Origin of the sequence: Paraburkholderia sp. MM5482-R2 (genome assembly GCF_050436125.1) — a bacterium.
Lineage (GTDB): Bacteria > Pseudomonadota > Gammaproteobacteria > Burkholderiales > Burkholderiaceae > Paraburkholderia > Paraburkholderia tuberum.
Window position 1 is genome coordinate 391,492 of the sequence record NZ_JBNDLP010000002.1, and the last position, 25,900, is coordinate 417,391.

General features: G+C 65.1%; 23 protein-coding genes and 1 pseudogene. 5 read left to right on the top strand and 19 right to left on the bottom strand.

Annotated features, from left to right (window positions below):
- Positions 1-4: 4 nt before the first annotated feature.
- Positions 5-940, bottom strand: coding sequence for a diaminopimelate epimerase (dapF, locus tag OKW37_RS04870; RefSeq protein ID WP_429407785.1), 936 nt, complete (start codon positions 938-940; stop codon positions 5-7).
- A gap of 173 nt (positions 941-1,113) precedes the next feature.
- Positions 1,114-1,998, bottom strand: a complete 885-nt coding sequence (locus OKW37_RS04875) for a lipid A biosynthesis lauroyl acyltransferase (protein ID WP_429407783.1) — start codon at positions 1,996-1,998, stop codon at positions 1,114-1,116.
- 285 nt (positions 1,999-2,283) lie between these two features.
- Between OKW37_RS04875 and metK the strand changes: the two genes are divergently transcribed.
- Positions 2,284-3,474 carry a methionine adenosyltransferase gene (metK, locus tag OKW37_RS04880; protein WP_090802193.1) on the top strand — a complete coding sequence of 397 codons (1,191 nt, stop codon included), beginning with the start codon at positions 2,284-2,286 and terminating at the stop codon, positions 3,472-3,474.
- Positions 3,475-3,739: 265 nt separating this feature from the next.
- Here the strand turns inward: metK and OKW37_RS04885 are convergent, their stop codons facing one another.
- A complete protein-coding gene (locus tag OKW37_RS04885) occupies positions 3,740-4,114 on the bottom strand; it encodes a hypothetical protein (protein ID WP_429407781.1) in 375 nt (124 codons plus the stop codon).
- A gap of 571 nt (positions 4,115-4,685) precedes the next feature.
- Between OKW37_RS04885 and OKW37_RS04890 the strand changes: the two genes are divergently transcribed.
- Positions 4,686-5,447 carry a phytanoyl-CoA dioxygenase family protein gene (locus OKW37_RS04890; RefSeq protein ID WP_184060879.1) on the top strand — a complete coding sequence of 254 codons (762 nt, stop codon included), beginning with the start codon at positions 4,686-4,688 and terminating at the stop codon, positions 5,445-5,447.
- Between the two features lie 31 nt (positions 5,448-5,478).
- Here the strand turns inward: OKW37_RS04890 and OKW37_RS04895 are convergent, their stop codons facing one another.
- Complete coding sequence (locus OKW37_RS04895) at positions 5,479-5,685, bottom strand: DUF3185 family protein (RefSeq protein WP_018419114.1); 207 nt, start codon at positions 5,683-5,685, stop codon at positions 5,479-5,481.
- Positions 5,686-5,913: 228 nt separating this feature from the next.
- Between OKW37_RS04895 and mgrA the strand changes: the two genes are divergently transcribed.
- Complete coding sequence (gene mgrA, locus OKW37_RS04900; RefSeq protein ID WP_090802624.1) at positions 5,914-6,957, top strand: L-glyceraldehyde 3-phosphate reductase; 1,044 nt, start codon at positions 5,914-5,916, stop codon at positions 6,955-6,957.
- A gap of 100 nt (positions 6,958-7,057) precedes the next feature.
- On the opposite strand, the gene OKW37_RS04905 is transcribed toward mgrA, so the two are convergent.
- From OKW37_RS04905 to OKW37_RS04920, 4 genes and pseudogenes are all read right to left on the bottom strand, one after another.
- Positions 7,058-7,240, bottom strand: a complete 183-nt coding sequence (locus tag OKW37_RS04905) for a hypothetical protein (RefSeq protein WP_090805541.1) — start codon at positions 7,238-7,240, stop codon at positions 7,058-7,060.
- A gap of 330 nt (positions 7,241-7,570) precedes the next feature.
- On the bottom strand, positions 7,571-8,761 hold the full coding sequence (locus OKW37_RS04910) for an MFS transporter (RefSeq protein ID WP_429407778.1): 1,191 nt from the start codon (positions 8,759-8,761) through the stop codon (positions 7,571-7,573).
- 376 nt (positions 8,762-9,137) lie between these two features.
- Positions 9,138-10,159 (bottom strand): annotated as a pseudogene (locus OKW37_RS04915) (efflux RND transporter permease subunit); the annotation flags it as partial.
- Between the two features lie 2 nt (positions 10,160-10,161).
- Positions 10,162-10,332 (bottom strand): hypothetical protein, encoded by a 171-nt coding sequence (locus tag OKW37_RS04920; protein ID WP_429407776.1) that lies wholly within the window; start codon positions 10,330-10,332, stop codon positions 10,162-10,164.
- A gap of 246 nt (positions 10,333-10,578) precedes the next feature.
- On the opposite strand from OKW37_RS04920, the gene OKW37_RS04925 reads away from it, so the two are divergent.
- A complete protein-coding gene (locus OKW37_RS04925) occupies positions 10,579-10,791 on the top strand; it encodes a hypothetical protein (protein ID WP_018419122.1) in 213 nt (70 codons plus the stop codon).
- Between the two features lie 218 nt (positions 10,792-11,009).
- Entirely contained in the window at positions 11,010-12,047 is a 1,038-nt protein-coding gene (locus OKW37_RS04930) for a serine/threonine protein kinase (RefSeq protein ID WP_429407775.1), read from the top strand.
- Positions 12,048-12,058: 11 nt separating this feature from the next.
- Here OKW37_RS04930 and OKW37_RS04935 read toward each other — a convergent pair whose 3' ends face one another.
- From OKW37_RS04935 to OKW37_RS04985, 11 genes are all read right to left on the bottom strand, one after another.
- Positions 12,059-13,957: a DUF3857 domain-containing transglutaminase family protein gene (locus OKW37_RS04935; protein ID WP_429407773.1), complete on the bottom strand. Its 1,899-nt coding sequence runs from the start codon at positions 13,955-13,957 to the stop codon at positions 12,059-12,061.
- 182 nt (positions 13,958-14,139) lie between these two features.
- Positions 14,140-15,162 (bottom strand): XdhC family protein, encoded by a 1,023-nt coding sequence (locus OKW37_RS04940; RefSeq protein ID WP_429407771.1) that lies wholly within the window; start codon positions 15,160-15,162, stop codon positions 14,140-14,142.
- Positions 15,135-15,743 (bottom strand): CoxG family protein, encoded by a 609-nt coding sequence (locus tag OKW37_RS04945; RefSeq protein ID WP_429407769.1) that lies wholly within the window; start codon positions 15,741-15,743, stop codon positions 15,135-15,137. Before OKW37_RS04945 ends, OKW37_RS04940 begins: the two co-directional genes overlap by 28 nt.
- Positions 15,734-16,999 (bottom strand): vWA domain-containing protein, encoded by a 1,266-nt coding sequence (locus tag OKW37_RS04950; protein WP_429407767.1) that lies wholly within the window; start codon positions 16,997-16,999, stop codon positions 15,734-15,736. Before OKW37_RS04950 ends, OKW37_RS04945 begins: the two co-directional genes overlap by 10 nt.
- 11 nt (positions 17,000-17,010) lie before the next feature.
- Positions 17,011-17,892 (bottom strand): AAA family ATPase, encoded by an 882-nt coding sequence (locus OKW37_RS04955; RefSeq protein WP_429407765.1) that lies wholly within the window; start codon positions 17,890-17,892, stop codon positions 17,011-17,013.
- A 168-nt stretch (positions 17,893-18,060) separates the two neighbouring features.
- The gene (locus OKW37_RS04960) at positions 18,061-18,858 is read right to left on the bottom strand and encodes an FAD binding domain-containing protein (protein WP_429407763.1); all 798 of its coding nucleotides are present in this window, start codon (positions 18,856-18,858) and stop codon (positions 18,061-18,063) included.
- Between the two features lie 28 nt (positions 18,859-18,886).
- Positions 18,887-21,268 (bottom strand): xanthine dehydrogenase family protein molybdopterin-binding subunit, encoded by a 2,382-nt coding sequence (locus OKW37_RS04965; RefSeq protein ID WP_184060858.1) that lies wholly within the window; start codon positions 21,266-21,268, stop codon positions 18,887-18,889.
- A 10-nt stretch (positions 21,269-21,278) separates the two neighbouring features.
- Positions 21,279-21,800, bottom strand: coding sequence for a (2Fe-2S)-binding protein (locus OKW37_RS04970; RefSeq protein WP_184025999.1), 522 nt, complete (start codon positions 21,798-21,800; stop codon positions 21,279-21,281).
- Between the two features lie 468 nt (positions 21,801-22,268).
- On the bottom strand, positions 22,269-23,660 hold the full coding sequence (locus OKW37_RS04975) for an amino acid permease (protein ID WP_429407760.1): 1,392 nt from the start codon (positions 23,658-23,660) through the stop codon (positions 22,269-22,271).
- Between the two features lie 300 nt (positions 23,661-23,960).
- Positions 23,961-24,617, bottom strand: coding sequence for a response regulator transcription factor RqpR (gene rqpR, locus OKW37_RS04980; protein WP_090802643.1), 657 nt, complete (start codon positions 24,615-24,617; stop codon positions 23,961-23,963).
- Positions 24,618-24,627: 10 nt separating this feature from the next.
- Positions 24,628-25,515, bottom strand: coding sequence for a sensor histidine kinase (locus OKW37_RS04985; protein ID WP_429407758.1), 888 nt, complete (start codon positions 25,513-25,515; stop codon positions 24,628-24,630).
- Between the last annotated feature and the right edge of the window lie 385 nt (positions 25,516-25,900).

Genomic DNA, 25,900 nt, shown 5'->3' on the forward strand with positions numbered 1-25,900 from the left:
TGAGTTAGACGGAGGGCGCCATGTCGGCCGGGCTGGACGGATTGTGCTGCGTCGAGTCCGACGAGGCGCTCGACGCCTCTTCGGCCAACTCGATCTCCCCTTCGAAGACGGTGGCTGCGGGGCCGGCCATCAGCAGCGGCGCGCCTGGGTGCGCGCTGTCCCAAGTGATGGTCAGATCGCCGCCGTGCGTATGTACGAGCACCGGCGAATCCAGCAGCCCGCGCCGGATGCCGGCCGCGACCGCCGCGCACGCGCCGGTGCCGCACGCGAGCGTTTCGCCCGCGCCGCGTTCGTAGACGCGCAGCCTGATCTCGTTGCGGTTGACGATCTGCATGAAGGCCGCGTTGACCCGCTGCGGGAAGCGCGTGTGCCGCTCGATGGCCGGACCTTCGGCGAGCACCGGGAACACCTCGGCATCGTCGACGACCTGCACGGCGTGCGGATTGCCCATCGACACCACCGACATCCAGCGCGTCGTGCCGTTCACGTCGAGCGGCCAGAGCGTATCCTCGCCTTCGCGGCGGCCTTGCAGACCCTTGGTCGCGAACGGCACGAGTTCGGGATCGAACACGGGCGTGCCCATGTCGACGATCACTTCGCCGTTGTCCTGCATCGTCAGCGTGATCGTGCCTTTCTGGACCTGCACGCGCACGCTGCGTTGGTCGGTGAGACCGCGCTCGCGCACGAACTTGACGAAGCAGCGCGCGCCGTTGCCGCAGTGTTCGACCTCGCCGCCGTCGCAATTGAAGATGCGATATCTGAAATCGACGCCTTCGACGGTCGGCTTTTCGACCAGCAGCAACTGGTCGGCGCCGACGCCGAAATGGCGGTTCGCCAACGCGCGCACCTGCGCCGTGGTTAGATCAACCGGTTGGGTATAGCCGTCGAGTACGACGAAGTCGTTGCCCGCGCCGTGCATTTTGGTGAATTTGAGCTTCACGTTTTCCGTGTATCCGTTGCTGCGTAGGGCTTCGCGCGTGCGGGCGGAGCCGAAAATCCCGGCCTCACCGGTCGTTGGGCGAATCGCCCATTGGAGCCGTGCCCGGCCAATAGCAGATGATACACGTTGGCACATCGGAAACGGTACGGCTGGCAAGGAGCCCAGCCCCACCTTCAATACACCCCCGGCACCCCCGGCGGGCGTGTCTTGAACCGCTTGTGCACCCAGTAATACTGCTCGGGCATCAGCGGAATCTGCTCTTCGAGAAACTCGTTCATGCGTCGCGCATCAGCGTCATCGTCGCCGGTCGGATAGTCGTCCCAAGGTTTGAAGACCTTGAGCCGGTAACCCTTGTAGTTCGGCAGCACCTCGCCGATGAACGGTACGACCTGTGCGTGCCCGACCTTGGCGAGACGGCCGACTGCGGTCAGCGTGCAGGTCGGGACGCCGAAGAACGGCACGAACGTCGAATTGCGCGCGCCGTAGTCCATGTCCGCGCCGAGCATCACCGGTTTGCGTTCGCGCAGCCAGCGCAGCACGACGCGCGCGCTGTCTGCGCGGCTCGCCATGTCCGCGCCGAAACGCGCGCGCGCTGCTTTCGCGGCTTCCTCGAACTCCTGATTCGACATCGGCTGATAGAGCGAGCCGCACTGGCGCTTCAGCGAGTAGTTCAGAAAGATCGAACCGGCCTCGATGCCGACAAAATGAAAGCCGAGAAACAATGTGGGCGGCAGGTTCGGATCCGTCAGGTCGATCGCGCTGTCGAGCTGGATCAGCTTGTCGAGCTTCTTCGCCGGGCCGAACCACTGCACGCTGCGCTCGAGATAGCTGCGGATCGCATGACGGAAGTGCTTTTGCGCGACGTCCTCGCGGCGCTCGTCGCTCCAGTCGGGGAAGCACAGCTTCAGATTCGTATGAACGATGCGCTTGCGACGGCTCGGGATCTGGTAGAGCAGCCAGCCGAGCCCGTCACCGAGACGGGCGACCAATCCGTAAGGCAACAGCGCAAAGAGTTTGAGCAGCCCGATCGCGAGCTTCGCGCCGTAGCGGCTCAGCATGCAGCCTCCAGGCGCGCGGCGCCGCAGGGGGCGAAATTGTGGAAAGCGGAAAAATTGACGTGATACCGCACTCGTTTCGACTCTGTGACATTCAAAGGAAGTCGCTATAATAAGGGCTTCGCCGAGTTAATAGACAACTTGCGGGGCGAAGCCGGCGGGTGCGGTCCATGGGTTTTCATGGGTTATGCGTCCATCGGTCAGGTAATCCGCTAAAGCGTCGCCGCTTCAGACTCCCGAAGTCGGCTACGTGGAACGCAACCGTAACCACTAACAGGAGTCTGCAACGTGGCAAACGACTATCTCTTCACTTCCGAATCCGTTTCCGAAGGCCATCCCGACAAAGTCGCGGACCAGATCTCGGACGCGATCCTCGACGCCATCCTCGCTCAAGACAAGTACTCGCGTGTCGCGGCCGAAACGCTGTGCAACACGGGTCTCGTCGTGCTGGCCGGTGAAATCACCACCACCGCGAACGTCGACTACATCCAGATCGCGCGCAACACGATCAAGCGCATCGGCTACGACAACACCGACTACGGCATCGACTACCGCGGCTGCGCGGTGCTCGTCGCCTACGACAAGCAGTCGCCGGACATCGCCCAGGGCGTGGACCGCGCGCACGACAACAACCTCGATCAAGGCGCGGGCGACCAGGGCCTGATGTTCGGTTACGCGTGCGAGGAAACGCCGGAACTGATGCCGCTGCCGATCCACCTGTCGCACCGCCTCGTCGAGCGTCAGGCGAATCTGCGCCGCGACGGCCGTCTGCCCTGGCTGCGTCCGGATGCCAAGTCGCAGGTCACCGTGCGCTACGTCGACGGCAAGCCGCATTCGATCGACACCGTCGTACTGTCCACCCAGCATTCGCCGGACATCGCGCTCGACACGCTACGCGAAGCGGTGATCGAGGAAGTGATCAAGCCGACGCTGCCGGCCGAACTGATCAAGGGTGACATCAAGTTCCTCGTGAACCCGACCGGTCGTTTCGTGATCGGCGGTCCGCAGGGCGATTGCGGTCTGACGGGCCGCAAGATCATCGTCGATACGTACGGCGGCGCGGCGCCGCACGGCGGCGGCGCATTCTCGGGCAAGGATCCGTCGAAGGTGGACCGCTCGGCAGCGTACGCCGGCCGTTACGTCGCCAAGAACATCGTGGCCGCGGGCCTCGCATCGCGCTGCCTGATTCAGGTGTCGTACGCGATCGGCGTCGCCCAGCCGACCTCGGTGATGGTCAACACGTTCGGCAGCGGCCGCGTGTCGGATGCGACGATCACGGAACTCGTGCGTCAGCATTTCGACCTGCGTCCGAAGGGCATCATCCAGATGCTCGACCTGCTGCGCCCGGTCTACGAGAAGAGCGCGGCGTATGGTCATTTCGGCCGCGAAGAGCCGGAATTCACGTGGGAAGCCACCGACAAGGCGCTCGCACTCGCCGAAGCGGCAGGCACTGAGCCGGTCGCGGCGCTTGCCGAATAAGGGCGAGCCGATCGCCGCTTGAAAGCAAACAAACCCCGCCGACGTGAGCCGGCGGGGTTTTTCTTTGTCCATTGATGGCGTAGCGATGCCGCCGCGCGAAGCACGTCGTCGAGGCGGCGCGCTCGAAGTCTTGCGGTGCTCGAAGTCTTGCGGTGCTCGAAGTCTTGCGGTGCTCGAAGTCGGCCCAGCGGTGAACGGCCAGCCGGTCGGCAGATCAGCGGTCTAGCCACTCAACGCGCAACTGCAACTCCCCGGCCCAGCAATCTCACCGGCTCGCAAACGCAAACGCAAACGCAAACGCGAACCACCCGCCGCTGCTCGTCGACAGGCGACGCGGTCGGCGGCTCGCAGGCGTGCGCACCGCCGGCGCGCGTTTCGCGACCGCGAGGCGCAACGGTGTCGGTTTGCGCAGCAGCGTGCGCAGCGACAGACGGCGCGTGCCGCTCTGCTGGCGTAGCGCCGAGAAGAACGTATGGAACCAGGTGCGAAAGCCGTCGACGGCCTTCGCGTCGCGCCACTGCTCGCCGAGCGCGCGGGTGCGCGCGGCATGATGGCGCAGCGCCCGCATCATATGGCGGCGCGCGGGACGCGCCGCTTTCAGCGCGGCGCGGGTAAGACGGGTGCTCAAAAGAGTATGCATGGCTTCACATTTAGGCAATGAACCGCACGTCGGCGCGTGCACCGGATGTGCACGGACAAACAGCACCATATGTGCCAATGACGGGGTTGCGATGAACGGCCTGAAAGCGGGAAATTCGGTGCGGGTCGTGGCGCGGGAGATTGCGACGCGAAACACGGCGCACAGCGCAGCGAAGGTACAACGCGGAGAAACCGACGGCACGGGCCCTGACGGCCTGCGCACAACAGAAAACTGCGTAAGCGACGATCGACATGCGAGCAGGCTACATGGGAATCGTGACGTTAGAAAGTCGGTTAATACCCTGCGCGAACCAGATTTCTCCGTGGATCGAATCGTCGCGGATGCCAGTCTGCTGTCACCCTTACGGGCGATTTGCGTGCGCGTTTGCCCAGCGAATGTGCGGTGCGGGCGCGCCGCGCGCCTGAAACCGGTGCATTGGCGCGCCGCGAAAAGCGAAGGCGACCGGCGCAAAAGATCAGCAGGACGCAGGAGCCTCTCGCGGTGAACCAACGCATCCCGATCGCGCCCGTTTTACAATCGAACATCAGTCAGTCGACGGTAACGGAACGCCATGTCACTCCATTCGAAGAAAGAGCAGATTCAAACGTTGCGGGAGCAGGGTTTTGTCGTCGTGCCAGGACTCGTGTCGCCCGAGCGTTGCGACGAGCTGAAGCGGATCGCGCAGCGGCAGCTGCAGGAAGCGGCGGCGCCGATCGAATTCGAAGCGGATTTGCAGTATCCGGGCGCGCCGTCATCGAAGGATGCTCCGGGCGGACATACGGTGCGGCGCCTGCTCGACGCGTACGGTCGTCACTCCGCGTTCGCGCAATGGGCGACCGCGTCCGAAATCCGTGGCTGGATGGAGCTGTATTTTGGCGAGGAGCCGCGTCTGTCGCGCGCGCATCACAACTGCATGATGACCAAGCACCCCGCGTACGGCAGCCTGACCGGCTGGCATCGCGACGTGCGCTACTGGTCGTTCGAGCGCGACGATCTGGTGTCGGTGTGGCTCGCGGTCGGCCCGGAAACCGTCGATAACGGCGCGCTGTGGTTCGTGCCGCAATCGCACGGCGCCGCGTTCACATCGGACCGCTTCGACGAAGCGAAGTTTTTCCGCGCGGATCTCGCCGAGAACGAGGCCGCGATCCGCACGGCGGTGTCGCCCGAGCTGAAGACTGGCGACGTGGCGTTCTTTCACTGCAACACGCTGCACTCGGCCGGCAAGAATCTGAGCGACCAGGTGAAGTTCTCGCTGGTGTTCACCTATCACGGCGCAAGCAATGTGCCCCTGCCCGGCACGCGCTCGGCCGCGAAGCCCGAGATCGCGTTCTAGATTATTTTGGTCGCGGGCCTCGCGCCGACGCTCAGCGCTTGCGCCCCGACATCGCGATTCCCGTCAGCCCGGCGAGTGTCGCCACCACGCCCGCGACGATCAGCACGATCGCCTTGTTGCTCGGCGAGCCGGTAAAGAAGCGCGACACGTCGCTGCTCACCGAATTGAATGCCTGCCCGCCGAAATACAGCAGCACGATACCGCCGACAATCAGCGCGATCGAAATCGCTTTCGTCATCTGCACCTCCCATCAACCTGAACCGGCCAGAGTGTAGGTGAGCCGTGCGTGCTCGTCCATCCCGCATACTGGTTGCGCTGCAAGCGCCGCGTCGATTGGCTAACATAGCGGTCTGGCCGCACCGCGGCGACACCACAACAACAAATCTCCCCAGCAGCACGCCTCCCGCAACGCGCGAATCCTCACGCCCGCCATCCTCGGGCGATCTCATCGACAAGGACACTAGCAATGGCTTACGAAGCAGCTTCAGAACGCTATTCGGACATGCAATACCGCGTCTGCGGCAAGTCGGGTCTCAAACTGCCGGCGCTGTCGCTCGGCCTGTGGCACAACTTCGGCGACACCACGCCGATCTCGACGCAGCGTGACATCCTGCGCACGGCCTTCGACCTCGGCATCACGCACTTCGATCTGGCGAACAACTACGGGCCGCCGTACGGCAGCGCGGAAACCAACTTCGGCCGTCTGTTCAAGGACGATTTCAAACCGTATCGCGACGAGTTGCTGATTTCGTCGAAGGCCGGTTGGGATATGTGGCCCGGTCCGTACGGCCAGGGCGGCGGCTCGCGCAAATATGTGCTCGCGAGTCTCGATCAGAGCCTGAAGCGCATGGGCCTCGATTACGTCGACATCTTCTATTCGCATCGCTTCGACGCGCACACGCCGCTCGAGGAAACCGCGGGCGCGCTCGCGAGCGCGGTGCAGCAGGGCAAGGCGCTGTATATCGGCATCTCGTCGTACTCGTCGGCGAAGACGCGCGAAATGGCGAAGCTGCTCGCCGAATACAAGGTGCCGCTGCTGATCCATCAGCCGTCGTACAACATGCTGAACCGCTGGATCGAACACGACCTGCTCGATACGCTCGATGAAGTCGGCGCGGGCACGATCGCGTTCACGCCGCTCGCGCAGGGATTGTTGACCGGCAAGTACCTGAACGGCGTGCCGGAAGATGCGCGCGTCAACAAGCCGGGCGGCGGTTCGCTCAAAGACGAGCATCTGAGCCCGCGGAACATCGAGCACGTGCGGAAGCTCAACGACATCGCGCAGCGCCGTGGTCAGAGCCTCGCGCAGATGGCGCTCGCGTGGGCGTTGCGCGATCCACGCGTGAGCTCGGTGCTGATCGGCGCGAGCCGCGCGGAGCAGGTGCGCGAGAACGTCGGCGCGCTGAAGAAGCTCGCCTTCTCGGCCGACGAACTCGCTGAAATCGATCGCTATGCGACCGAAGGCGGGATCAATCTGTGGGAAAAGCCGTCGACCGATCAGGCGATCTGATCGCGTGAGGAGCCGTCCGCACAACAGGCGGACGGACGCAAGGGCAAAACGAAGCCGCACGCTCAGCGTGCGGCTTTTCTGCAGGTATTTCGCCGCGCCGCTACACGAGCGCCGGCAGACCCTCGACCAGCGCCACCGCGCACATCACACCGATCAGCGCGCCCAGCACACGCAGCCCGTTGTGTCGCAACTCGGTCTTGCAGGGCAGCGCGCCGACGAATAGCGCGCCCGCCAATGCCATCGGAATGACCAGGATGAAATCGCCGATCGTAAAGTAGGTCATCTTCGTCTCCTCCCATGCGGGATGGTTGGTTGCTATGTCGTTCCGGCAGAGGCCGCGGCTTCGAAATCATGCCGCGCCATTGCACGAATCGAGTATAGGAGACCGATGGAGCGGCGCGACGGCGCAAGCTGGCGCGTCGGCGCTTATTCGTAAGCTGCTGAACCCAGGCGCGGCGCGGCCCGCGGCGATTGGCGCGGCGCAACAAAACGCGGCGGAAAATAGCAAACGTTCGCTTACGCAAGCCTTTCGTTTTGCCGCCGATCCATGCGGGTTGGCTGATTGCGGCCGGCTCGCGGTGCCTGCACCGCGCAACGCGACCGATACGCCGGGCTATTCGCGCCCGCGCAGGCGGCTCGCCGCGATCAAGCCGATCACGAGCAGCGCACCGACTAGCCCGACGACGCCGTTCCAGCCATGACCGGCCCACACATGGCCGCCATACGAACCGACCAGGCTCGAGCCGATGTAGTACGCGAGCAGATACAGCGCAGCGGCCTGGCCTTTCGCGTCTTTCGCCAGACGCCCGACCCAGCCGCTCGCGACCGAATGCCCGGCAAAGAACCCGAACGTCACGCAGGCGATACCGGTCGCGATCGCCGCGAGCGGATGCAGCATCGTCAGCGCGAGGCCGAACACCATCAGCAGCAGGCTCCCGATCAGCACGCGTGCACGGCCGAACGTGTCGGCCATGCGCCCGGACCATGGCGACGCGACCACGCCAACCAGATAGACAATGAAAATCGCGCCGATCTCCGTCTGATTCAACCGATACGGCGGCGCGAGCAGCCGGTAGCCGATGTAGTTGTACAGCGTGACGAAGCTGCCCATCAGCACGAAGCCGAGCAGGAACAGCAGCGGCAGACCCGGTCGCGTGAACTGGCGCAACAGCAGCGTGCGGTGATGCGCGAAGCCGAGCCCGCGGCGCGGCACGAAATGGCGCGACGGTGGCAGCAGCGCGCGGAACGCGAGCATCGACAGCAGGCCGAGCACGCCGATCGTGCCGATCGCGACGCGCCACGAAAACAGATCCGCGACCACGCCGGTGATGACCCGCCCGGCCATGCCGCCGATCGCCGTGCCGCCGACGTACAGGCCCATTGCGAGGCCGAGGCCGTCGGGATGCACTTCCTCGGCGAGATAAGCCATCGCGACCGCCGGCACGCCGCCGAGCGCGAGCCCTTCGAGCGTACGCAGCACGAGCAGCTGGTGCCAGTGCGGCGCGACCGATACGCCAATCGTCAGCACCGACGACACCGTCAGTGACAGCGTCATCAGCTTGTGCCGGCTCCAACCCTCGGAGACGAAACCGGCGACGAAGATCGCGAGCGCCAGCGCAGCAGTGGATAGTGACAACGACAGACTGCTTTCCGCCGGCGTCACGTTGAACGCTTCGGAAAACGACGGCAGCAGCGGCTGCACGCAGTAGAGCAGTGAGAACGTCGCGTAGCCGGCGAACAGCAGCGCGAGGCTGGCACGCCAGTACGCGCGCGAGCCGCGTTCGAGATAAGGGATGTCCGACACGGTGGTGGTGCTTGCGCAAGCAGCTGAAGCTGCGCCGCGGGAGGGAACGGCAGATGCGGTCCGCTGGGATGGCGGCGGCAGGGTCACAACAAAACTCCTTGGGTCACACGGAAACGCGCAAAAGTGTTAAGGATACGCTGAAAACGCGTTTCAAGCCGGCGTCGCGGGCAACGCGGTGTGCCCATGGTGACCCGCAGCGCTCCATCCGCAACATGTCGCGCGCCTGTCTCCCGGCGCTATCCGTGCGCCCCGGCTTCACTGCCCGGCGCCGGCACCCGCGTCGCCCCCACAGTCGCCGTCGACGGATGCGCGAGCGCGTCGTCGCCCGGCACTCGGATGATGATCAGGGTTCAGCGTGATCAGGATGTCCGAGTCGGCACGCGAGAAACAGCGTGACGAACAGTCCCGGTCGCGCGACACGCGCTTCGAGAAACACGCGGTAGCGCTCGCGCAAACGCGAGAAACCGCGCTCGAACGCGTAGTGCATGCGCATCAACGGATTGCGCGTTTGCACCGGTGTGTGATGTAAATCCGCGGGCTTGTGGTGATAGCGCAGCAGATACTTCGCGAGCGTCGGCACGAGCGTACGCGAGAAGAAGTACGACGCGAGCATCGCGAACACCACCGCTTCGGCAAGCGGAATGAACAGATAGTGCGCGACACCGGTGAGCAGAAACATCGGCACGAACACGATACAGATCGACAGCGTCGACACCAGCGTCGGAATCGCGATCTGATGCGCGCCGTCGAGATTCGCCTGTTCTAGCGTCTTGCCCTGTTCGAGCCGATGGCTGATGTTTTCGATCGCGACGGTCGCATCGTCGACGAGAATCCCGACCGCGAGCGCGAGGCCGCCGAGCGTCACGATGTTGATCGTCTGACCGAGAGAGGACAACGCGATGATCGACGTGATCATCGACAACGGAATCGATACCGCGATGATCAGCGTCGCGCGCCAGTTGCCGAGGAACAGCAGAATCATCAGGCCCGTCAGGCACGCGGCGATCAGCGCTTCACGCAATACGCCCTGCACGGATGCACGCACGAACAGCGATTGGTCGGCGACGGGATCGATATTCAGCGACGGCGGCACCAGATTGCGCAGCGTCGGCGTCATCGTCTTGATGCGGTCGACGATATCGAGCGTGGACATTCCGTGTGTTCGATATCGTTGACCGCCACCGACAAGCCGCGCTCGTAGTTCAGCGCGATGCGCCGCTCCATTTCGTCGGCGGGCAGGCCGTTATACGACCAGATGACCGAGAGCACCGGAATATCGATGTTCGGAACGATGTCGGTGGGCGTGCGCAGAATGGTCAACGGTCCGACGATCAGCAACAGCAGCGCCAGCACGACGAACGTATAGGGGCGCCGTAGCGCGAGACGAACGATCCACATGACTAGCGCAGACGAATGAAACGAGCGGCGAGCGCGCCGCGCGGATCGGAAACGCAGGCGCGCACCTCGGCGCGAAGGCAGGTGCGAAGCCGCGCGGCGCCCGCATCTGCCAGATCGTTCTGGCCGTGCACGTTTTTGATGTCTCCCCCCGCAGGGTTTATGATGGTCTGCATTACGACGTCTGACGCCGAGATAATCGGTCGTGCGCAGCGTAATGGGAATAGGGCGAAACGACTGGTGAAAGCCTTCTATTCGCCTTCCCAAAGCCCCGCAAAGCGGGAACAATGACTCGAAGCTCTCACGCGCCATGCGCGCGACAGATTAAGTGCGCACGCAACTTCAAATGCGAAGCGGCGTTTTTATCATCACCTCGACCGGCGTGAAATCATAAAGCCGGCTAAGGGAAGCGGGGAATTATCATGGAAGTCGGTTCCATTGTCCGATCGGTACATATCGCCGTTCCGCAAGGCGCGCGCGGAATCGTCATGCGCATTCTTGGCGACATGGCGATGGTGGCGTGGTACGCCGGCGAGCCCGGCGCCTCGCAGCAACTCAATACCGAACCCTTTTTCCTGGAAGATCTGATCGATACCGGCGACCTGATACGTCCGGCCGGCGCGCAGACGCATTGAACGAGAGGCTGACCGGTTGCTCATTGCCGTTGTGTGACCCGCAGGTGCGGGCTGTAGTGATGCTGTAAGGTGAGATCGGCTCGCCAGCATCGCCGTGGGCCGATGCGCGCGTCGATTCACGGCGCGTCCCAAATCAGCCCGTATTTCTAGCGATGCCACGCACGCATTGTGAGTCGTCGCCCTCGTCTTTACCCGCGGCGCGGCGCACAATGCGGGGCATGAACGACACCATTCCCGACAATTCCTATCCCGAGGCCGGCGCCGATGGTGCCGTGCCATTCGCGCGGCTCACGCCGGAAACCGTGCTCGACGCGATCGACGGCGTGCTCGCAACGACCGGCGTGCGTACCGACGGCCGTCTGCTGCCGCTCAACAGCTATGAAAATCGCGTGTATCAGGTCGGCGTCGAAGACGGTCCGCCCGTGGTCGCGAAGTTCTATCGTCCCGAGCGCTGGAGCGACGCGGGGATTCTCGAAGAGCACGCGTTCGTCGCCGAACTCGTCGCGCGCGAGATCCCAGCCGTGCCCGCGCGCGTGCTCGATGGCCGCACGCTGCACAGCTTCGACGGCTTCCGCTTCTCGGTCTTCGAGCGACGCGGCGGTCGCGCGCCGGATCTCGACCGGCGCGACACGCTGGAATGGCTGGGGCGTTTCATCGGACGCATTCATGCGATCGGGCAGACCGAGGACTACGTAGAACGTCCCACGCTAAACATCGACACGTTCGGCTACGAGCCGCGCGACTTCCTGCTCGCGCACCGTTTCGTGCCCGACGATCTGCGCACCGCGTGGGAAACCGTCGTGAATCTCGCGCTCGAAGGCGTCGCGGGTGCGTTCGAGCGGGCTGGCGAGATTCGCAGGCTGCGTCTGCACGGCGACTGTCATCCGAGCAACGTGCTGTGGACCGACGCGGGCCCGCATTTCGTCGATTTCGACGACAGCCGCATGGGGCCCGCGATTCAGGATCTGTGGCTGCTGCTGCCGGGCGAGCGTGCGGAGGCGTCGCGCGCGCTGGCCGATCTGCTCGCCGGTTACGAGGATTTCTGCGAATTCGATCCGCGCGAGCTGTATCTGATCGAAGCGCTGCGCACGTTGCGGCTGATTCACTATCAGGCATGGCTCGCGCGCCGCTGGAACGATCCGGCGTTTCCGGCCGCGTTTCCGTGGTTCAACACGCAGCGCTACTGGGAAGATCGCATCCTCGAGATGCGCGAGCAGATCGGCGCGATGCAGGAAGGGCCGTTGTGGCCGGTTTGACGTCTTGACGGTCAAGGCGCCTGCGACGCCACATTCGACGACTCCACCAACGTCGATCTGACGATTACCTCCGCGCGCACGTCCCGCCCAATCGCTTCGATCGCGGGACGCATGCGCGTGAAATCGTCGGGCGTGCAGACGTCGCTGTCGAAATGGGTGGCGCCGTCGCGCGTCATCGTGACCACGTTGCTGTGCGGGTCGAACGCGTACTGCGACGTGAAATCGACGAAGCGGTCCTGCGTGCGTTGCGCCTCCGGCATGTCGAGCACGCGGAAATTGGCCGGCAGTTCGATGCGCGCGCGTTCGTGGATCGCGAGGTTGTGGCACACGAACGGCTGCGTGCGCTTGCGTTCGCCGAGCCAGTAGCGCGTGTCGGCTTCGACGCCGCCGCCGAGGCTCGTCAAGGCCGGAATCGAGGCCGTCATGCCGGTCACCACGAGACTCTCGAGCGTGCCTTTCATCGTCAGCGTGAGCGGGCCGTCGGCCGCGCTGAGGTCGCTCGTCGTCAGCGTCGCGGTGCCGCGCAGATTCGCGTTGCGTAACTCGGCCTGAATCGATTCCTCGCGTTGCGCGGGCGTTTGCGTGCGCAGCCGCGCGCGGGCCTGCTCGGCGTACGGCCCGGCATCCTGCAGCCGATACGTGAAGCTCGCCGAGCCATCCGGTTCGATCTTGATCGCGAGATCGGTGCTGCGCGACATCTGCGCGGTGGCCGGCGTTTGCGCGAGCACGCCGTCGCCGATCAGCACGGTAGGACGGTCCATGTCGGACGAAGGCAGAAAACCGAATTCGACGTTCGACGCGGTCGAATCCGCGTACATCTGCAAATCGGGTAGCCACGTGATCGCATGATTGATGACGCCGTAGCCCGGGACGCTCGGCAGCGTGTAGATCGTGCCGCTGCTGATCAACGCCGGCTCGTTGCGCACGCCGAGCGCGTCGAGCAGCGCGCCGTAGAGCGCGACGTGGTCCTTGCAGTCGCCATAGCGGTTCGCGAGAATCGCGCTCGCGCTGTGCGGCACGACGGCGCCACGTCCGACGTAGATCGCGACATAGCGGATATTGCGGCGAACCCAGTCGTACAGCGTTTTGGCTTTGTCGTGTGGGGTGTGATCGTGCGCGCTCAGCTGCTGCGCGAACTGGGTGATCGCGACGTCGTGCGCGCCCGGGTCGGCCGCGGAGCTGCGATAGGAGGCGGCGAACGCGGCATAGCTCGGGAAGGTCGACACCATCAGCCGATCACCGTACGACACGTACGCGACCGAGCCGCGTTCGAGCCGGTCGAAGTGTGCCTTGTCATAGCGGAATTCGTAGCGCGTGCGGCCGTCGCGCGTGACCGGCGTCACTGCGCTGAAGCCGCGCGCGTCCGCATACAGCGGCTTGTCGGCGGGCAGGTCGTAGATCAGGCGGAAGTTGCGGGTCGGCGCGAGATCGGGCGGCGTGAAGTCGCTGAATTCGCCCGGCACTATCGGCTGACGCTGCGTCTTGCGGTACGTCAGATGCACGCGCGCGCCGGGTTCGACCGCGGGGAACACGATCACCTTTTCCTGGATGTCCTGGAACATCGGCGCGTCGAACGAGCGGACTTCCTGGACGTCGCGGATCTGCTCGGGCGCAACGTCGTGACGCTTGCCGTCGGCGGTGACCGTGTAGGCCTCGAGGATCTGCACGTCGGCCATGTTGCGGTTGAACCAGACGTATTGCTGAGCGACCCGCTCGACGCCGGCTTCGTTGTTCACGCGCAGCGTCATCGAATCGAGCTTCGCATACGAGCCGTCAGCGTTGACGGTGAAGGTCTGCGTCTCGCCTTCGTTGGTGTAGGGATCGTCCAGGTTGAGCGGCGCGCTCGCGCTCGCGGCGTGAACGCCGGCCAGCCAGCCGGCGGAGGCAAGGACCACGAGGCAGAGTCGCATGACGGCGGGTATCCGGACGACGACGTTGACGGGATCGCCAGCTAGCGTCGTTTCGCGCCGCGCGGATGTCAAGCGGCTGGCGCGCATTTGGAAGCGATCGAAAGAGGGCTCGCCGGGTATGCACGGCGAGCCTGCCGCCTGTCGACATTGAGCAAAGCACTTAATTGCGCGATGTCGACGGGCTACACGCTGTAAGCGGCGCCACCCGACGCCGCAATCTCCCGCGCGGCCTTCGCGCCTTCGACCTGCAATAGCGTCGGCAGCGACACGCCATTTTTCGCCGCCGTCACCTCCGCCAGAATCGACACCGCGATCTCGGGCGGCGTCCTGCTGCCGATATAAATGCCGACAGGTCCGTGCAAGCGGGCCAGTTCGGCTTCGTTCAGATCGAACTCCTTCAGGCGCTCGCGTCGCGCGTGATTGTTCCTGCGCGAGCCGAGCGCGCCGACATAAAACGCCGGCGTCTTCAATGCTTCCATCAGCGCGAGATCGTCGAGCTTCGGATCGTGCGTGAGCGCGATCACTGCGCAGCGCTCGTCGAGCTTCATGTCGATCACGGTATCGTCCGGCATCGTGCGTACGATCTTCGCGCCCGGCACGTCCCATTCCTCGGTGTATTCCTCGCGCGGATCGCAGACCGTCACCTGATAATCGAGCCCCACCGCGATATGGCACAGGTAGCGAGACAACTGCCCGGCGCCGATCACTAGCATCCGGTAGCGCGGGCCGTGGATCGTCAACAGACGCTCACCGTCGAAATGCACGCCGTCGGTCGCCTGCGCGTCGTCGAGCCGCACCGCGCCCGTCGTCATGTCGAGTTCGCGCGCGACGAGCCGGCCATTTTCGACCGCGTGACACAGATCGGCGATGCCGCTTTGCCGCGTCAACGGTTCGAGCACGAGCTGGATCGTGCCGCCGCACGGCAGGCCGAAGCGATGCGCTTCCTCGGCCGTGATGCCGTACTTCACCGCCTCCGGATGTGTCTGCTCGATGCCCCGTTGCCGCACGCGATCGATCAGATCGTCTTCGATGCAGCCGCCCGACACCGAGCCCACCACGAGGCCGTCGTCGCGCACCGCGAGCATCGCGCCCTCGGGACGCGGCGACGAGCCCCACGTCTTCACGACCGTCACGAGGAGCGCGCGATGTCCGTCCGCCAGCCAGCGGGCGCTGGTTTTCAGAACTTCGAGATCCACGCTGTCCATGATTTCTTCCCTTTCTTTGCTTCGCCGCCGGACTCGCCGTCCGCGGCCTCGTTCGATTCCGTTTGCTCGGAGGCGGATGCGGCTTCGGCTCCGGTATCCACCGGGGCGTCGCCTTCCGCTGTTTCATGAGCGCTATTGTCTCCCGAGAGCTGGGCGCTCAAGCGCTTGAAAAACTCCCCCGCAATCTTGCGCGCCGCACCGTCGACGAGCCGCGAGCCGATCTGCGCGAGCTTGCCGCCGACCTGCGCATTGGCGGTGTAGGAGAGCTTCGTCGCGGCATCGCCGTCGGCTTCGAGCGTGACATGCGTGTTGCCCTTGGCAAAACCCGCGGCGCCGCCCTGGCCTTCGAACACAATGGTGTAGGTGTTCGGCGCGTCGATATCGGTCAATTGCATGCGCCCCTTGAAGCGCGCCTTGACCGGGCCGACCGCCGCGCTCAGCGTGACCAGGTACGCGTTTTCGCCGTCCGGGTCGATGCTTTCGCAGCCGGGGATGCAAGCGCGCAGAATCTCGGTGTCGTTCAACGCGTCCCACGTTTGCTGCTGCGTGACCGGCAGCGTATGAATTTCGCTCAATTCCATGACGTTGCTCCTGCGAATGTCGTCGCGGCGACGGCGTGGCGAGGCGCGCGCGTCAGTTGCGCGAGATCGTGGCCGAATGCTGCGAGACTGTCTAGATTATGAACCGGACGATGCGCGTCGACATACGGCAGGATCGCCTGCACGCCGCGCGCCTTCGGAGTAAAGCCGCTGAACCGCAGCAGCGGATTGAGCCACACGATGCGATGCGCGAAGCGTGCGAGCCGCGCCATTTCGGTATCGAGCACGTCGATCGCTTCGTGATCGAGACCGTCGGTGACGAGCAGCACCGTTGCACGACCTGTGAGCACGCGGCGCGCCCAGCGTCGGTTGAACTCGGCGAGCGCCGCGCCGATGCGCGTGCCGCCCGACCAGTCGACCACCTGATCGCTGAGCGTCGCGATCGCGACGTCCGGATCGCGTTCGCGCAATGCGCGCGTCGCGTTCGTGAGCCGCGTGCCGAACAGAAACACCTGCAGACGTTCGCGCGACTGCAACAACGCGTGGCAAAAGTAGAGCACCGCGCGCGAGTAGTTGCTCATCGAGCCGGAAATGTCGAGCAGCAGCACGAGCGGCGGCTTGCGCTCGACCCTCGCGCGATACTTCCACACGGTCCAGTCGCCACCGGCGCGCACCGCATGCCGCGCGCTCGCGCGCAAGTCCGCATGCGTGCCGTGCGATGCCGCCTTCAGGCGCCGCGTCGATTCGGTTGCGAGCGGCAGCCGCTGGCCGCGAATCAGATGCCGCAGCGTGCGCCATTCGTCGGCGTTCAGCGTGTCGAAATCGCGATGACGCAGCCGCTCTTCTGCGCTGAACGTCAACTGCGCATGCAACTCGTGCTGCTCGGTTTCCTGCGGCGCATTCAGATGCGGCGACGGTGGCATGCGCACCGCGAGCGCATCGGCGAGACGGTTGTTGCGCTTGGGCGGTGGCAGCCCGTCGCGCACTTTCGGCAGCAGCAGCGCGCGCAGCTTGCCTTCCCAATCGGGGTCGCGCCAGAACAGTTCGAACGCGGCATCGAAGAGTTCTCGTTCGTCGGGCGCGGTGACGAGCAGCGCCGCAAGCGCGGCGTGCACGTCGTCGCGGCGGCCGAGGTCGATCCACTGCAACGCGGCGAGTGCGTCGACTGCTTGTGCGGGCGACATCGGCAAGCCGGCACCGCGCAGCACGCGCACGAAATGGACGACGTTGCGCGCGAGCGTGGGCGCAGTGTGCTGGTTCGTGTCGTCGAGCCTGCCCGAGCCGGTTCCGTTCGTCATGCCAACGGCCCTCACCCGGACAGACACTGCGCGACCTGCGCGGCATCCACACGCGCGAGATCGTCCTGATACTTGAGCAGCACGCCGAGCGTGTTCTGCACCGATTGCGGATCGAGCTCCGTGACCGACAGCGCTTCGAGCGCGCGGCACCAGTCGATCGTCTCGGCAATGCCGGGCGCCTTGAACAGATCCATGCCGCGCAGCCGATGCACGAAGTCGACCGCGCGCCGCTGCAACTGCGCCGACGTTTGCGGCGCGCGCGCGGCGACGATCTCCAGTTCGCGATCGCGGTCCGGATAGCCGATCCATTGATACAGACAGCGGCGCTTCAACGCGTCGTGAACTTCGCGCGTGCGGTTCGACGTCATGATGACGAGCGGCGGCTGCGTCGCGCGCACGGTGCCGTATTCGGGAATCGATACCTGGAAGTCGGACAGGAGTTCGAGCAGGAATGCCTCGAACGGTTCGTCGGCGCGGTCGATTTCGTCGATCAGCAGCACGCGCCGCGCGCCGGGATGGTTTTCGTCGGGCATCAACGCCTGCAGAAGCGGACGCTTCAGCAGGAATTCGCCACGATATAGCGTGTCGTTGTCGGGGCGCTCGCCGCTCGCTTCGGCAAGCCGCAGCGCCATGATCTGGCGCGGGTAGTCCCATTCGTAAAGCGCGCTCGCGGTGTCGAGGCCTTCATAGCATTGCAGGCGCAGCAGCGTGGTGCCGAGCATGCCCGCCGCCGCTTTCGCGAGCTCGGTTTTGCCGACACCCGGCTCGCCTTCGACGAACAACGGCCGCTCCATGCGCAGCGCGAGATACAGTGCGGTCGCGAGCTCGCGGCTCGCGAAATAGCGTTGGGCGGCGAGTTGGGCGAGGGTGTCGTCGATCGAAGCCGGCTGCATGTTGGTCCTGAATCTGCGCGACAGGCCATGGCAAAGCGTGGCGCGAGTGAAGAACGCAATGGCCGCGAGCCCGGCGTCGAACTGTCGCGCCGGCTCGCGAAGTGAACGAAGCCGGCTTGCGCGCACCGTGGTGAAGGCGCGGCAAGCCGGGGCGCCTAGCGAGGATCGCTAGGCATTTGCCTTCGTGACCGCGCGCGCGGCGAGCACCGGAATCAGATGCGCGCGATACGCGGCGCTCGCGTGCATGTCGTCGTTCAGCTCGTCGGGCGACACGCTCACTGCACGTGCCGCCTCGGGCGTGAAGTTCGTCGACAGCGCGCTTTCGAGCTCGGCCACGCGAAACACCGATGACGCCGCCCCCGTTACCGCGACGCGCACGCCGCTCGCGGACTTCGCGACGAACACGCCGACCAGCGCGAAATGCGAGGCCGGATTGCGGAATTTCTCGTATGCGGCACGCTCGGGCACCGGAAACTCGACGGCGACGATCAGCTCGTCGGGCGCGAGCGCGGTCTCGTACATGCCGACGAAGAAATCGGCCGAAGCGATGCGCCGCCGGTCCGTGACGATCGTCGCATCGAGGCCCATCGCCGCCGCCGGGTAGCACGCGGCCGGGTCGTTGTTCGCGAGCGAGCCGCCGATCGTGCCGAGCGCGCGTACCTGGCGATCGCCGATATTCGCGGCCAGCTCCGCGAGCGCGGGCAACACGCGCCGCACGTCCGCGTGTTCGGCGACGTCCGCGTGACAGACGGCCGCGCCGATCGTCACCATGCTGGCGTCGACGGTGATCGTCCTGAGCGCGGGAATGCGCGTCACGTCGATCAGTTGCGACGGCTGCGCGAGACGCAGGCGCATCGTCGGCAGAAGGCTCTGGCCGCCGGCGAGGAACTTCGCGTCGCTGTCGGCGGTGAGGGCTGCGGCGGCCGCTTGCGGATCCGTCGCGCGTTGATACTCGAATGAATACATGTCGAATGCTCCGCTCAGGATCGTTGGGTCAGGCTTGCTTCGCCGCTTGAATCGCGGACCAGACGCGATGCGGCGTGGCCGGCATCTGCAGATTGGTCACGCCAAGCGGCGCGAGCGCGTCGATGATCGCGTTGATCACGGCCGGCGGTGAGCCGATCGCGCCCGCTTCGCCGCAGCCTTTGACGCCGAGCGGATTGTGCGTGCACGGCGTGCCCTTCGACGTTTCGACCGTGAAGTCGGGCAGGTCGGACGCATGCGGCATCGCGTAGTCCATGTAAGAGCCGGACAGCAACTGGCCGCTGTCGTTGTCGTACACGCAGCGCTCGAGCATCGCCTGACCGATGCCTTGCCCGAGCCCGCCATGCACCTGACCTTCGACGATCATCGGATTGATCACGTTGCCAAAATCGTCGACCGCGGTGAACTGCTGGATGCGGGAGACGCCGGTGTCCGGATCGACTTCGATCTCGCAGATATACGCACCCGACGGATACGTGAAGTTGGTCGGATCGTAGAACGCGCTTTCTTCGAGCCCCGGTTCGAGCACGTCGAGCGGATAGTTGTGCGGCACGTACGCGGCGAGCGAGATCTCCGCGAACGCCTTGGTGCGGTCGGTGCCCGCGACGCGGAACACACCGTTCCTGAACTCGATGTCCTCAGCCGACGCTTCGAGCAGATGCGCGGCGATCTTCTTCGCCTTTGCTTCGATCTTGTCTAGCGCCTTCGAGATGGCCGAGCCGCCGACCGCGATCGAACGCGAACCATACGTGCCCATGCCGAACGCGATGCGGCCGGTGTCGCCGTGCACGATCTCGACGCTTTCGAGCGGAATGCCGAGGCGATCCGCGACCACCTGCGCGAAGGTCGTCTCATGGCCCTGGCCGTGGCTATGCGAGCCCGTGAACACGGTCACCGAACCGGTCGGGTGCACGCGAATCTGGCCGACTTCGAACAGGCCCGCGCGCGCGCCGAGCGCGCCCGCGATGTTCGACGGCGCGAGACCGCATGCCTCGATGTAGCACGAGTAGCCGAGGCCGCGGCGCTTGCCGTTCTTTTCGGATTCCTGCCGGCGTGCGGCGAAGCCCTCGACGTCCGCGAGTGTGAGCGCGCGCGACAGGATCGCGTTGTAGTCGCCGGTGTCGTAGGTGAGGCCGACCGGCGTCGCGTACGGGAATTGCGTGATGAAATTGCGGCGGCGGATTTCCGCGGGGTCGAGTTTCATCTCGCGCGCCGCGGCTTCCACCAGGCGCTCGACGACGAACGTCGCTTCCGGCCGGCCCGCGCCGCGATACGCATCGACCGGAACGGTGTTGGTGAAGACGGCCTTCACTTCGGCGTAGATCGCGGGCGTTGCGTATTGCCCGGCGAGCAGCGTCGCGTACAGGATCGTCGGCACGCTCGACGCGAACGTCGACAGATACGCGCCCATGTTGGCGATCGTATGCACGCGCATGGCGAGGAACTTGCCGTCGGCGTCCAGCGCAAGCTCGGCTTTGGTCACGTGATCGCGGCCGTGCGCATCGGAAAGGAACGCCTCGGAGCGCTCGGCGGTCCATTTGACCGGCCGGCCGATCTTCTTCGACGCCCAGGTGAGCGCGACGTCTTCGGCGTACAGGAAGATCTTCGAGCCGAAGCCGCCGCCGACGTCCGGCGCGATCACGCGCAGCTTCGATTCCGGCAGCGACAGCACGAACGCGGCCATCAGCAGCCGCTCGACGTGCGGGTTCTGATTCGCGACGTACAGCGTGTAGCTCTCGTCCTGCGCCGAATAGTTCGCGTTGACCGCGCGCGGTTCGATCGCGTTCGGCACGAGGCGGTTGTTGACGATGTCGAGCGTGGTCACGTGTGCGGCTTTCGCGAATGCGGCGTCGGTCGCGGCCTTGTCGCCGTGGCCCCAGTTGTAGCAGACGTTGTCGGGCACTTCGTCGTGCACGGCCGCTTGACCAGGGTCGGCCGCATGCGCGGTATCGACGACGGCCGGCAGTTCTTCGTAATCGACTTCGATCAGTTCGGCCGCATCTTTCGCCGCCTTGATCGATTCAGCGATCACGAGCGCGACCTGATCGCCCACGTGCCGTGCTTTCGTATGCGCGATCACCGGATGCGGCGGCTCGTTCATCGGCTTGCCGTCGGTGCTATGGATCAGCCAGCCGCACGGCAGTCCGCCGACGTTGTCGGCGGCGAGATCCGCGCCGGTGAAGATCGCGATCACGCCCGGCGACTGTTTGGCCGCGCTCGTGTCGATGCTTCTGATCTTCGCGTGCGCGTGCGGTGAGCGCAGGAACACCGCGTAGGTTTGCTGCGGCAGCACGATGTCGTCGGTGTACTGGCCTTTGCCGGTCAGGAAGCGATAGTCTTCCTTGCGTTCGACGGCGGCGCCAATCAGGCTCTGTGTATCGGGTGCGTTCATCGTCGGCTCCTCAAGCGGCGGTGGCGCCGGCGGCATTCGCGCCGGCAGATGCGCTCGATGCGGCGGACTTCATACCCGCGGCGCCCTCGAGCACGGCCTTGACGATGTTGTGATAGCCCGTACAGCGGCACAGGTTGCCGTCGAGCTGCTCGCGCACCTCGTCGCCGGTCAGATCGGGTTGACGCTGCACCAGCGACACCGCGTTCATCACCATGCCCGGCGTGCAGAAGCCGCATTGCAGACCGTGGCAGTGTTTGAACGCGGCCTGCATCGGATGCAGCGCGCCGTTGTGCGCGAGTCCTTCGATGGTCGTGACCTCGGCGCCATCGGCTTGCACGGCGAGGATGTTGCAGGACTTGATCGCGCGGCCGTTCAGATGCACGGTGCAGGCGCCGCATTGCGCCGTATCGCAGCCGACATGGGTGCCGGTCAGACGGAGTTGATCGCGCAGGAACTGGACAAGCAGGGTGCCAGGGTCGACTGAGGCGCTCACGGGCGCGCCATTGACCGTCAGACTGATGCTGATCGCCATGAAGCTGTCTCCTTTGTCGACCGCAGTTAGCGCTTCAGCGCTTACTGCGGTCCCATGCGTTTATCGCGGTCGATCGGAGCGAGCGCGTTGGCGTATCGATCCCTGCCTCGGCGCAGACCACGATCCCATGCAAGATAGTTGCTGTGGGTGAGACCGGACCTGTGATTGTTATTGCCCCTGCTTTGCTTCGACTGCGTGCTGACTTCGATTCGCCAAGTCCGATGAGGGTGCTACGGGTTTTACAAATCTGCCGAAAAGTAAAGCACAAATCGCGCGGGCGCGCTATGAGGGGAAGTGTGTTCGGCGCGCGCGAGCGCACGAAGAGAACACGGCGGCCACGGAATGGGACGCCGCAAAGACAAGCGCCCCGTCTGCGGAGCATGACGGGGCGCATCGATAGATCAGCGGAAAGCGAGGCCACGCTCGCGAGCATTCAGCTCATTGGCGTGGCTTCATCGAAACGGCGCATTACTTTGCCAGTTTCGAATGACGGCGCGAGTAGCCGAAATAGATGAACATGCCGATCAGCAGCCAGATCACGAACGCGCCCCACGTGATGCCTTGCAGGTTCAGCATCAGGAACAGGCACGATGCGACCGCGAGCACCGGCACGACCGGCACGCCAGGGCAACGGAACGCGCGCGGCAGCTCTGGGTGCGTCTTGCGCAGCACGAGCACTGCGATCGATACCATCGAGAACGCCGCGAGCGTGCCGATATTGATCAGCTCAGCCAACACATTGAGCGGCACCAACGCACCGATCAGGCCGAAGAAGATGCCGACGAGCCACGTCGTGAAGAACGGCGTCGCGAAACGCGGATGCACTTTCGACAGCTTCGCGGGCAGCAGGCCGTCGCGCGACATCGCGAAGATCACCCGCGTCTGACCGTAGGCCATCACGAGAATCACGGTCAGCATGCCCAGCACGGCGCCGAGGTCGATGAAGCCCGCGACCCAGTTCTGCCCCGCGAGTTGCAGCGCGTACGACACCGGGTGCGAAATGCCCATGAACTTCCCGGACGGCACGATGCCGGTGACGACCGCGGCCACGGCCACATACAGCACCGCGCACACGCCGAGCGACGCGATGATGCCGATCGGGAGGTCGCGCTTCGGATTCTTCACTTCTTCGGCCGCCGACGACACCGAGTCGAAGCCGATGAACGCGAAGAACATCACCGCGGCCGCGCCGAACACGCCGCTCCAGCCGTGAGGCATGAACGGGTGCCAGTTGGCCGGCGTGACGTGAAACACGCCGACGCCGATCACGAGCAGCACGACGACGACCTTGATCGCAACCATGATGTTGTTGATTCGCGCGGATTCGCGCACGCCGAGCGACAGCAGCGTGGTGATCGCCATCATCACGAGGAAGGCGGGCAGGTTGAACAGCGTTTCGTGTCCGGGCACGGCGCCGGGGGCCGCGCTCAGCGCCATCGGCAGCGATACGCCGAAGCCCGACAGCAACGACTGCAGATAGCCGGACCAGCCGACCGACACCGCCGAGGTCGCGAGCCCGTACTCGAGCATCAGGTCCCAGCCGATGATCCACGCGGCCAGCTCGCCGAGCGTCGCATACGAGTACGTGTAGATCGAACCGGCGACCGGAATCGTCGATGCGAATTCAGCGTAGGCGAGCGCGGCGAAGCCGCAGGCGACCGCCGCGATCAGGAACGAGATCATCAGCGCGGGACCGGCCTGTAAGGCGCCCGTGCCGGTCAGCACGAAGATGCCGGTGCCGATGATGGCGCCGACGCCGAGGAAAGTCAGGTCGAGCGCGCCCAGCGCCTTTTTCAGGCCGGCGGTCTGAGCGCTCGCCGCAAGCATGTGCTCGACGCTCTTTTTGCGAAACAGGGACATTGGCGTGGGTCTCCAGTGGTGCACGCGTGTTGCGCGCCGAATGTCGGGAAAACCCGCGATTCTAGCGGATGCGTGTCGCCGGGCTGGTTCGCGCGCGGCGCTTTCTGGGCCAAGGCGATGGGCGGAAACTCCCGCCAGGAGGTGATTTCGAGGAGGTCTTGCGGTGCCGGAAGCGGGGCGGCGGTGAAGCTATTTACTGAAAAGTCAATTGATGAGGATGGAATCGCTCCGATTGCGCCGGCGCCACGATCGGACGACTGCGGCGCCACGCCGCAGCCACGGCTGGCGGCGCCTGCTGGGCTAGCCCGCCATCGCGGGATTCAGATCGACGAGGCGGTTGCTCATTACATAGAAGGTCAGCTCGGCGTTGTTGCGCAGCTTCATCTTGTCGAGCAGCCGCGTGCGGTACACGCTGACGGTCTTCACCGACAGCGACAGCGCGGCCGCGATATCGGTGAGACGTTTGCCGGACGCGAGCATGCACAGCGTCTGGTACTCCCGATCGGACAGCTTTTCGTGCGGCAACTGCTCGCCGTCGAACGACACGTAGTCGGCGAGCGCCTCGGCCATCTCGGGGCTCACGTACTTGCGGCCCGCCGCGACCTGCTGGATCGCGCCGATCATCTGCGCGGCATCGACCGTCTTCGACAGATAGCCGGACGCGCCGGCTTTGAGCGCGCGCACCGCGTACTGGTCTTCGCGGTACATCGAGAACATCAGCACCGCGACGCGCGGCGCCTTGCGCTTCAGACGCTTGAGCACCTCGACGCCATTCATGTCGGGCAGCGAAATGTCGAGCAGCACGACGTCGAAGCTCTGGTGGACGACCAGGTCGAGCGCTTCGGAGCCGCTTTGCGCCTCGGCGACCTCGCGCGCGACGCCGCGATCGAGCAGCAGATGGCGAACGCCCTGGCGGACCACCGCGTGATCTTCGACGATCAGGATGCGCAGGCTCATGGTCGCGGGCTCACGATTGCAGCGCGCGCCGGGCGGCGCGCGGCGTTGGGGCGGCCGCGAGCAGCGCGTGCCACGCGAAGCGGGCCTGGATCAGGGTGCCGCGCGGGGTGATGGCGCCGTTGTTGCCAGCGCCGCTGTCCTCGCCACGACCGACGCTCGTGCGCCTCGCGCTGATTCGCAGCGTGCCGTCGAATGCGGCGCAGCGCGCCTGCATGCCGGCGAGGCCGAAATGATCGCCGGTTTTTTTCTGGCCACCGCGTTCGCGCGCGCCGCGCGGCAGGCCGATGCCATCGTCGCTAACGAGGAGCCTCAGATGACGCGCACCGGTTTCGACGCGCAGGTCGGCGCAGGTCGCGCGCGCGTGCTTCGCGATGTTGTTCAGCGCTTCCTGCGCGACGCGGAACACGGCGAGCGCGGCATCGGCGGGCAGGCGCGCGAGCCGCGCGTCACCGCTGCAGGTGAAGGTGGTGCGCAAGCCGGTGCGCATGGAGAAGTCGCGGGCCCAGCACTGCAGCGCGCCGGCGAGGCCTGTCTCGAACGACGGCGCGTGCAGTTGCGCGATGGCGTCGCGATTTGCCGCCTGCACGGCGTCGAGCGAACGATTGGCGACCGCGAGCGCGGCCGCGCATTGCGGCGGCGCGTCGGCGGGCAGCCAGGTTTCGATGCTGGCGAGCGCGAAGCGCGTCGCAGTCAGCTCGGCGCCGACGCCGTCGTGCAGCTCGCGCGCGACGTGACGGCGCACGCTTTCCTGCGCGTCGACCAATTCGGCCGACAGCTCGCGTACCCGCGCGCGCAGCCGCTCGATCTCGCGCGCGGCGAGCGATGGCATGTCGAAGCCATCACGCTGCGCGGACGAAGCCAGCGCAGCGTTGAACGGGACGGCAGTCGACGTATCCATGAATTTCCCTCTCAGGAGGCGGAGTGGACGGCGAAGCGGGCACGCGCAGACGGAATCAAAGCCCGCGAATGACGAGGTTTCGCGTCGGACGAAACACGATGGCCCAACGTAACGAAATTTACATTCAGTAACAACTCGGATTGACGACGATCGGTGCATGAATTCGTCTGATCTCGCGGCGCGATGATATCTCAAAAAGATTAAAAAAGCAGTCGTACCAAGGCTTAGCGCAGAGTCTTCAGAGATTACATGATGTTTACCGCGGACTCGTGCTGTCAGAGGAATTCTGACAGCGAAGGTGACGCAACGCGCTCCGATTTGTAACGGAGCAACAAAAAAAGGAGCCCGGAGGCTCCTTTTTTGGAATTCGCGGCGCGCGGGCCGC